We start from the raw sequence: 8563 nt of genomic DNA, 5'->3' as shown, positions 1-8563 counted from the left end.
GCGGCACCTCCAGCAGCGGCAGGCCGTATCTCTCGCACGCCGCGACCAGCGCCCTCGGCACCATGTCGTGCACCGGCGCCACCCCGAAGCCGAGGGCCGCGCCGCCCGCCGCGACGATCCGGGCCACGTAGTCGTCGAAGTACGTGCCCGACCCCGCCGCCTCGGGAATGTGCACCCCCGCCGTGAGCAGCAGTTCCCCGCCCAGCAGATACGGATACGGGTCCGCCATCTCCGAGGTGTGGACCCAGTGGACGACGGTGCCGGGGTCGTCCGGGCCGGCGATCCGGCGCAGCGCCAGGTCCTCGCGGGCCAGGAGAGCGGACAGCGGGATGGGAGGCGTGGGGGGAACCGTCGAGTCCGGCATGTGTGCGTTCCCTCCAGCCAGCGCCGCTCCAGTGGATGAAACGTACACTTCGCAGTCGCTTTCCGGCCACCTAGGGTCAGTCCTCGTCAGCCTCGTCCCCCAACGAACGAGCGTGTGCGAAGGAGGCCCCATGGCCGTCGACTACCTCGTGATCGTCGTCTACCTGGCCGGCATGCTCGCCATGGGCTGGTGGGGCATGCGCCGCGCCCGTTCCAAGAGCGAGTTCCTGGTGGCCGGCCGCCGCCTCGGCCCGGCCATGTACTCCGGCACCATGGCGGCGATCGTCCTCGGCGGCGCCTCCACCATCGGCGGTGTGGGGCTCGGCTACCAGTACGGCCTGTCCGGCGCCTGGATGGTCTTCACCATCGGCCTCGGCCTGCTCGCCCTCTCCGTCTTCTTCTCCGCCCGCATCGCCCGGCTGAAGGTCTACACCGTCTCCGAGATGCTCGACCTGCGCTACGGAGGCGGCCGGGCCGGGATCATCTCCGGTGTCGTCATGTGGGCCTACACCCTCATGCTCGCGGTGACCTCGACCATCGCGTACGCCACGATCTTCGACGTCCTGTTCGACATGAACCGCACGCTCGCGATCGTCCTCGGCGGCTCGATCGTCGTGGCGTACTCCGCCCTCGGCGGGATGTGGTCGATCACCCTGACGGACATGGTGCAGTTCGTCGTGAAGACCATCGGCGTCCTGCTCCTGCTGCTGCCGATCGCCGTCGTGAAGGCGGGCGGGTTCGGCGAGATGAAGGCCCGGCTGCCCACCGGCTACTTCGACCCGCTCGGCATCGGCGGCGAGACGATCTTCACCTACGTGCTGATCTACACCTTCGGCATGCTCATCGGGCAGGACATCTGGCAGCGCGTCTTCACCGCCCGCAGCGACCGGACCGCCAAGTGGGGCGGGACCGTCGCCGGCACCTACTGCCTCGCGTACGCCCTCGCCGGTGCCGTCATCGGTACGGCGGCCAAGGTGCTGTACCCGAAGCTGGGCAGCGCGGACGACGCCTTCGCGACCATCGTGAAGGACGAACTGCCCGTCGGAGTCCGGGGGCTGGTGCTGGCCGCCGCCCTGGCCGCCGTGATGTCGACCTCGTCCGGCGCGCTGATCGCCTGCGCCACCGTCGCCAACAACGACATCTGGTCCCGGCTGCGGGGGATCGCCAAGGCACCGTCGGACGACCACGACGACCATGACGAGGTGCGGGGCAACCGGGCCTTCATCCTGCTCATGGGTGTCGCCGTCATCGGCACGGCCATCGCGATCGACAACGTGGTGGAGGCGCTGACCGTCGCCTACAACCTCCTCGTCGGCGGACTGCTCGTGCCGATCCTCGGCGGGCTGGTGTGGAAGCGGGGCACGGTGTACGGCGCCCTCGCCTCCGTCGTGGTCGGCGGACTCGCGGTCATCGTGCTGATGGCGACGCACGGCATCCTCGCCAACGAGCCCGTCACCTACGGCCTGCTCGCCTCGCTCGCCGCGTACGTGATCGTCTCCCTGGCCACTCCCGCCACCGACGCCGCCGTCCTCGCCGCCTGGCGCGAACGGCTCGCCGGACGGTCCCCCGGGTCCCCCGAACGCCCGTCCGAACCGGTCACGGCTCCCCAGTAGAGTCGTAGAGCAGTCAGTACATAGCAGCACACAGCAGTGCATACGCGATGAAGCGTAGGAGAGAAGGCATTTCCTCATGAGCAGCAACGAGACTCCCCGCGGACCCGTCGACTCCTCCCGCGTTCCGCGGTACGCGGGCCCCGCGACCTTCGCCCGGCTGCCCCGGCTGGACGAGGTCGGCGGACGGGCCGATGTCGCGGTGGTGGGCGTGCCGTTCGACTCGGGTGTCTCGTACCGGCCGGGTGCCCGCTTCGGCGGCAACGCGATCCGTGAGGCGTCCCGGCTGCTGCGTCCGTACAACCCGGCGCAGGACGCCTCCCCGTTCGCCCTCGCCCAGGTCGCGGACGGCGGGGACATCGCCGTGAATCCGTTCAACATCAACGAGGCCGTCGAGACCGTCGAGGCCGCCGCGGACGACCTGCTCGGCTCGGGCGCCCGCCTGATGACCCTCGGCGGCGACCACACCATCGCGCTGCCCCTGCTGCGCTCGGTGGCGAAGAAGCACGGCCCGGTCGCCCTGCTGCACTTCGACGCCCACCTCGACACCTGGGACACCTACTTCGGCGCCGAGTACACGCACGGCACCCCGTTCCGCCGCGCGGTCGAGGAGGGCATCCTCGACACCTCGGCCCTGTCCCACGTCGGCACGCGCGGCCCGCTGTACGGCAAGCAGGACCTGACCGACGACGAGAAGATGGGCTTCGGCATCGTCACGTCGGCGGACGTCTACCGGCGCGGCGCCGACGAGGTCGCCGACCAGCTCCGCCAGCGCATCGGCGACCGGCCCCTGTACATCTCCATCGACATCGACTGCCTCGACCCGGCACACGCCCCCGGCACGGGCACGCCCGAGGCCGGCGGCATGACCTCGCGGGAACTGCTGGAGATCCTGCGCGGGCTCGCGTCCTGCAACCTGGTCTCCGCGGACGTCGTCGAGGTGGCCCCCGCGTACGATCACGCGGAGATCACGTCGGTGGCCGCGTCCCACACGGCGTACGAACTGACCACGATCATGTCGCGCCAGATCGCCGCGGCCCGGAAGGACTCGGAAGCGCAGTGACTCACGACCACGACCTGGTGCTCCGCCCGACGCCCGCCCAGACGGAGGCCGCCCTCAACCCTCCCCCCGGCCGCACCGGCGGAGACCTGGTCGTGGAGACGCTGGCCGGGCTGGGCGCGACGACCGTCTTCGGACTGCCCGGCCAGCACGCGCTCGGCATGTTCGACGCGCTGCGCCGCTCGGACCTGAGGTACATCGGCCTGCGGGTGGAGAACAACGCCGGGTTCGCGGCGGACGCGTACGGCCGCATTACGGGTGAGGCGGCGCCGCTGCTGCTGTCGACGGGGCCGGGAGCGCTGACCTCGCTGGCGGCGCTCCAGGAGGCGGCCGCGGCGAGCGCTCCCGTCCTGGCGATCAGCAGCCAGGTCCCGACGGCGGGGCTCGGCGGCGGCCGGCACGGCTATCTGCACGAACTGCCTGACCAGGCGGCCTCGTTCAAGGGCGTGGTGAAGTCGGTCCACACCGTCCGCACTCAGTCCCAGATCCCGTCCGCGATCGAGGCGGCCTGGAAGTCGGCGCTGAGCGCCCCGCACGGGCCGGTGTGGGTGGAGATCCCGCAGGACGTGCTGCTCGCGCGGACGGCGATCCCCGTGGTGACCGGCGGCGACGCCTTCCCGGAGGAGCTGCCGCCGCGCCCCGAACTGACCGCCGTGGCCGCCGACCTGCTGTCGAAGGCGGCCCGCCCGGCGATCATCGCGGGCGGCGGGGTGGTCCGGGCGGACGCGTCGAAGAAGCTGCGCCGGCTGGCCGAGACGCTTCAGGCACCGGTCGTCACGACACCGGGCGGCAAGGGCGCGTTCCCGTGGACGCATCCGCTGTCGCTCCAGTCCTGGATCGAGGACCGCCACACCACGGACTTCCTGGAAGACGCGGACGTCCTCCTCGTCGTCGGTTCGGGCCTCGGCGAACTCTCCTCCAACTACCACACGTTCAAACCGCGCGGCCGGGTCATCCAGATCGAGGCCGACCTCGGCAAGCTGGAGTCCAACCACCCGGCCCTGGGCATCCACGCGGACGCCCGCCTCGCGGTGCAGGCCCTGCTGGAGACGGTCTCCGAGCGGGCGGACCCGACGGCCCCGGAGCGCGTGCGCGCACTCCTCGCGAAGGTCGCCGACCGCATCGCCGCCCAGGAACTCACCCTGGAACAGGACGTGCTGGCGTCCGTCCGCAGGGCACTGCCCGCCGACTCCCCGTCCTTCTGGGACATGACGATCCTCGCGTACTGGGCCTGGTCGGCCTTCGACGCCAAGGGCCCCAACCACATGCACTCCGCCCAGGGCGCGGGCGGCCTCGGCTACGCCTTCCCGGCGGCACTCGGCGCGGCGGCGGCCGACCCGACCCGGCCGGTCCTCGCCGTCTCCGGCGACGGCGGCGCCCTGTACTCGATCGCCGAGCTGGCGACGGCCAAGCAGTACGACCTTCCGGTGACGTGGCTGATCGTCGACGACGGCGGCTACGGCATCCTGCGCGAGTACATGACCGACGCGTTCGGCGAGGCGACCGCGACGGAACTGACCCGGCCGGACTACGTGGCGCTGGCGGAGTCCTTCGGTGTCCCCGGGGTCCGTACGACCCCGGAGAACCTGGAGCAGGACCTCGCGAAGCAACTCGCCTCGCCGGGACCCTCGGTGGTCCTGCTCCCGGCCGTCCTGCGGATGTTCGCGCCGACGCACCTGGGCTCGGACTGATCACCCGATCGGCGCTCGGTCTGGGCCATCGCTGCGCGGAGGGGGGGCTTCACCGGTGAGCAGAACTCAGTCGCTGCTGTCATCGTGCCGATCGTTGCCGGCATCGGTATCGGCGGGGCGGAAGCATGCCGTCACCGTCTTGCCGTTCCGCCGGCACCGCATCCCCCACTCATCGGCGAGCTTCTGCACGATCGCCACTCCGCGGCCGGAGACCTCCCCCGGCTCCGCTTCGCGCCGGCGCGGCAGCGTCGGGTCCTCGTCGTGGACGCTCACATGAAGGCAGTCGCCGTCCCAGGTGAGGACCAGGTGCGCGTCGCTGTGCGCGTGGATGTGCGCATTGGTGATCAGCTCGGACACGGCCAGCACGATGGCGTCCATCGTGTCCGGCTCCGCAGCGGCCCAGGGCAGGGATTCGAGACGCCTGCGTGTCCACTCCCTCCCGGCGCGTACTCCCTCGGACATGGGGAACGAGTGCGCCCATCCCATCGCCTTCACCGCCACAGCCCCGACCTCCTCTCCCTCGGCCCCACACACGTGCATGAACGTGTACCCGGCGCCCTCCTCGACAGACACGATGCGGTGGGCCGCCCGCGACTTTCCGGCCGGCCCATCCCCCACGCCGGCTACTTCTCAAGCACGGGTCGAACACGGCCTACAGGCCGTCGCGGACCATCGCGGCGACGATGTGGACGTGGCGGTCGGCGGCCGTGTTCGACCACTCGTTGTCGTAGTTCAGGCCGTAGGGCCAGAAGTGGCCGCCGCCGGTGGAGATCTTCGCGCCGGAGCCGTCGTACTGCTTGACCAGCGCGGTCGCCTGCCCGCCGGTCCAGGTGCCGCTGCCGCCGAGGCGGGACCAGCCCGAGCTGGTGCCCACGCCGATGGTGTGGGCGATCTCGTGCAGGGCCGTCCGCTCGTTCATGTAGCTGCGGTTGCTGCCGAAGCGGATGGTCCCGTTGATGTTGCCGTCGGCGGTGGGGACGCCCGGCTCGTAGCGGACGGTGATGGTCTTGCCCAGGTCACTGAGGTTGTTGTAGCGGGCCACCGCCGCGTTCATGGCCCGGGTGATGGCGTCGTAGGCGGTGCGCTGGTCCTCGGTGGGGTTGCTCGCCCGCACCAGGGACCAGGTGATGGTGGCCGCGGCGGCGCGGTCGCGGGCCGGGGCGGGAGCGGATTGGGGGGTGGTGGTCTGGGTGGTGGCGGCCTGGGCGACACCCGGGCCGGCCAGGAGTGCGGCCGTCAGCGCGGCTATGAGGGCCTTGCGTGGGCTCATTGCGGATCCTCCTGTGGGGGGCCGTCGAAAGCTTGCGAAACTTCGCACGACGTTCGGGATCTCGGACAGCGGAAGCCAAATCTCTTTGCTGGTGGTGAAGTTGACGCACTGTCGACCGCAAGTATCCCGGTGGGAAAGGCGGCGTCAAGAGTTTCCGCAGGGGTCGGTGGAACGGCCTCTGACCGTGAGGTCGGGGTCGTTCGCCGGTGGTGCGGGGATCAGGTGACGTCGGACGGGTCGAGACGGTAGACCGTCGACTGGCCGAAAGCCGCGTCCTTCACGGCAGTGCCGTGCTTCTGTTCTTGCGCCGGCCGGGCCGGGACGCGTACACGCACTGCAGAAGCTGTTCAGGCTGGAGCCGGACAGGTTCCAGGACTGGAGCGCCGCATCGTGAACAGCCCTGGTTTGTGGCCACTGTGACGAAGCTGGCCCCATTCTGTGAAACCGCTCAGCGCCCGGTAACGACTCGCACAAGTCTTCGCCAATCGCTACAACCTTTGCCCCCGTCCGGTGAGTCATGGTGTGCATGACTTCTGGGATATCCCGCCGCGCGAGAGTGCTGGCGGCGGCCGTGGGTACGGGCGTGCTCGTGCCGCTCGTCGCCGCCGCCACGCCCGCAGCCGCCGCCACTCCGGCCGTGACCTGTACGTCCGCCAAGGCCGGGCTGGCCGCCAAGCTGAAGCAGGACATCACCGCCGCGCTCGCGACCCGCAAGGGCACCGTCGCCGTCGGCCTCTACGACCGCAGCACCGACACGACCTGCACCCTGCGCGCGAGTTCCGCCTACGACTCGGCCAGCGTCGTCAAGGTCACCGTCCTCGCCACGCTGCTGTGGGACGCGAAGAAGCACAACCGGTATCTCACCGACCGCGAGAACACCCTCGCCAAGGCCATGATCACCAAGTCGGACAACGCCGCGACCTCCACGCTGTGGAAGCAGCTCGGCATGACGAAGATCAAGGGCTTCCTCACCGCCGCCGGCATGACCCAGACCGTGCCCGGCGCCAACGGCTACTGGGGCCTGACGCAGATCACCGTCACCGACGAGCAGAAGCTGCTGAAGCTCCTCACCGCCAAGAACACGGTCCTGAGCGACAACTCCCGTGCGTACATCCTGAAGTTGATGGGGCAGGTCGTCTCGTCCCAGCGCTGGGGCACGCCGTACGGAGTGCCCTCCGGCGTCACCGTGGCCGTGAAGAACGGCTGGCTGCAACGCTCCACGAACGGCTGGCGGGTGCACAGCGTCGGCGCGTTCAAGGGCGGCGGCCACGACTACATGATGACCGTGCTCACCCACGGCAACAGCACCATGAACTACGGCATCGCGACCATCCAGGCCGTGGCCAAGGTCATCCACAAGGACCTGGCCGCGAGCTGACCCGTCACCACGCGTCCTACCCGGCGTCACCGGCCCGCCCTACGGTGACGCCATGCCCCTGAGAACCCACCTCGGCGCCCTCACCGCGGGCTTGGCGGCGGCCACGTGCCTGACGACCACCGCCGCCCCCGCCCAGGCGCACGACACCCGGCACACCTGCTCGCCGGCCGTCTCCATCGACGGCTTCTCCGACGCACTCGACAAGACGACGTACGAGAACACCTACGTCGGCAACCTCTCGGCCCTCGCCATGGACAGCGACGGCTCCCTGGCCGCCCTCTCCGACCGCTCGTCCCTCTTCCTCCTGGACGCGAGGACGCTGAAGCCCGGGTCCGTGGTCCCGCTCGCCGACGTGAACGGCACCGCGCTCGACTCCGAGGGACTGGTCGTCGATGGCGACGGCACGTATCTCGTCTCCTCCGAAACGGAGCCGTCCATCCGCCGCTACTCCCGCACCGGCAGGCTCCTCGACCGCCTCCCGGTCCCGGACGCCCTGCGCGTGAGCCCCGCGGGGCGCGCCCAGCCCAACGGCACCTTCGAGGGCCTGACCCTGCTCCCCGGCGGCCGCACCCTGCTGGCCTCCATGGAGTACGCGCTCTCCGGCGACGACGCGACGATCGTCCGCTTCCAGACCTGGGCCAGGACGCCGCACGGCCACTTCGCCCTCGGCGCCCAGTACGCCTACCGCACGGACCCCGGCCTGGGCGTCCCCGAGGTCCGGGCGACCCCCGACGGCCGCCTCCTCGTCCTGGAGCGCGGCTTCACCTCCGGCGTGGGCAACACGGTCCGTCTCTACCTGGCCGACCCGCGCGGGGCGACGGACACGAGCGGCATCGAGACCCTGCCGGCCCACCCCGAGACCCGCCTGATCAAGAAGACCCTCCTCACCGACCTGGCGACCTGCCCCTCCCTCGGAGCGACGGCCAGACAACCCCAGCCGAACCCGCTCCTCGACAACATCGAGGCCATGACGATCACGGGCCGGACGAAGAACACCCTGAGGGTCCTCCTGGCCAGCGACGACAACGAGAACAAGACCCAGACGACCCGCTTCTACGCCCTGCGGGTGAGAACGACGGCCTAGACCCCCGCACGAGGGCGACGCACGCGGTTCGGCCGGGTCATCACCTCCGGCTCGACGAGGGAGGTGTTGGCGGGGGGATATCCCGTCGGGGGTGCATGGGGGATCCC

8 protein-coding genes are annotated in these 8563 nt (G+C 70.6%); 5 read left to right on the top strand and 3 right to left on the bottom strand.

Translation table 11 applies throughout. From position 1 onward, the window contains the following. Positions 1-364, bottom strand: a 364-nt coding sequence (locus CCL05_RS20175) for a PucR family transcriptional regulator ligand-binding domain-containing protein (RefSeq protein ID WP_208641571.1), incomplete at its 3' end; no start/stop codon positions are given. A 130-nt stretch (positions 365-494) separates the two neighbouring features. On the opposite strand from CCL05_RS20175, the gene CCL05_RS20170 reads away from it, so the two are divergent. From CCL05_RS20170 to CCL05_RS20160, 3 genes are all read left to right on the top strand, one after another. Further along, positions 495-1976 (top strand): sodium:solute symporter family protein, encoded by a 1482-nt coding sequence (locus CCL05_RS20170; RefSeq protein WP_086561891.1) that lies wholly within the window; start codon positions 495-497, stop codon positions 1974-1976. Between the two features lie 76 nt (positions 1977-2052). Next, positions 2053-3036, top strand: a complete 984-nt coding sequence (gene speB / locus CCL05_RS20165) for an agmatinase (RefSeq protein ID WP_086561890.1) — start codon at positions 2053-2055, stop codon at positions 3034-3036. Further along, entirely contained in the window at positions 3033-4724 is a 1692-nt protein-coding gene (locus CCL05_RS20160) for a thiamine pyrophosphate-binding protein (RefSeq protein ID WP_086561889.1), read from the top strand. The genes speB and CCL05_RS20160 overlap by 4 nt, the downstream gene beginning before the upstream one ends. A gap of 66 nt (positions 4725-4790) precedes the next feature. Here the strand turns inward: CCL05_RS20160 and CCL05_RS20155 are convergent, their stop codons facing one another. Continuing rightward, positions 4791-5225 (bottom strand): ATP-binding protein, encoded by a 435-nt coding sequence (locus tag CCL05_RS20155; protein WP_086561892.1) that lies wholly within the window; start codon positions 5223-5225, stop codon positions 4791-4793. Positions 5226-5376: 151 nt separating this feature from the next. Continuing rightward, entirely contained in the window at positions 5377-5994 is a 618-nt protein-coding gene (locus tag CCL05_RS20150; RefSeq protein WP_086561888.1) for a hypothetical protein, read from the bottom strand. 526 nt (positions 5995-6520) lie between these two features. Between CCL05_RS20150 and CCL05_RS20145 the strand changes: the two genes are divergently transcribed. Both CCL05_RS20145 and CCL05_RS20140 read left to right on the top strand, forming a co-directional pair. Further along, on the top strand, positions 6521-7372 hold the full coding sequence (locus CCL05_RS20145) for a serine hydrolase (RefSeq protein ID WP_086561887.1): 852 nt from the start codon (positions 6521-6523) through the stop codon (positions 7370-7372). Positions 7373-7424: 52 nt separating this feature from the next. Further along, on the top strand, positions 7425-8456 hold the full coding sequence (locus tag CCL05_RS20140) for an esterase-like activity of phytase family protein (protein WP_086561886.1): 1032 nt from the start codon (positions 7425-7427) through the stop codon (positions 8454-8456). Positions 8457-8563: the final 107 nt, after the last annotated feature.

It is taken from the genome of Streptomyces africanus, from assembly GCF_002150735.1.
In the GTDB taxonomy this organism is placed as follows: domain Bacteria; phylum Actinomycetota; class Actinomycetes; order Streptomycetales; family Streptomycetaceae; genus Streptomyces; species Streptomyces africanus.
This window is presented reverse-complemented; position numbering and strand designations above follow the sequence as displayed.

Coding starts and splice junctions, on each gene's coding strand:
- CCL05_RS20170 (WP_086561891.1), top strand. CDS start 495: ATGGCCGTCGACTACCTCGTGATCGTCGTCTACCTGGCCGGCATGCTC.
- CCL05_RS20145 (WP_086561887.1), top strand. CDS start 6,521: ATGACTTCTGGGATATCCCGCCGCGCGAGAGTGCTGGCGGCGGCCGTG.
- speB (WP_086561890.1), top strand. CDS start 2,053: ATGAGCAGCAACGAGACTCCCCGCGGACCCGTCGACTCCTCCCGCGTT.
- CCL05_RS20140 (WP_086561886.1), top strand. CDS start 7,425: ATGCCCCTGAGAACCCACCTCGGCGCCCTCACCGCGGGCTTGGCGGCG.
- CCL05_RS20150 (WP_086561888.1), bottom strand. CDS start 5,994: ATGAGCCCACGCAAGGCCCTCATAGCCGCGCTGACGGCCGCACTCCTG.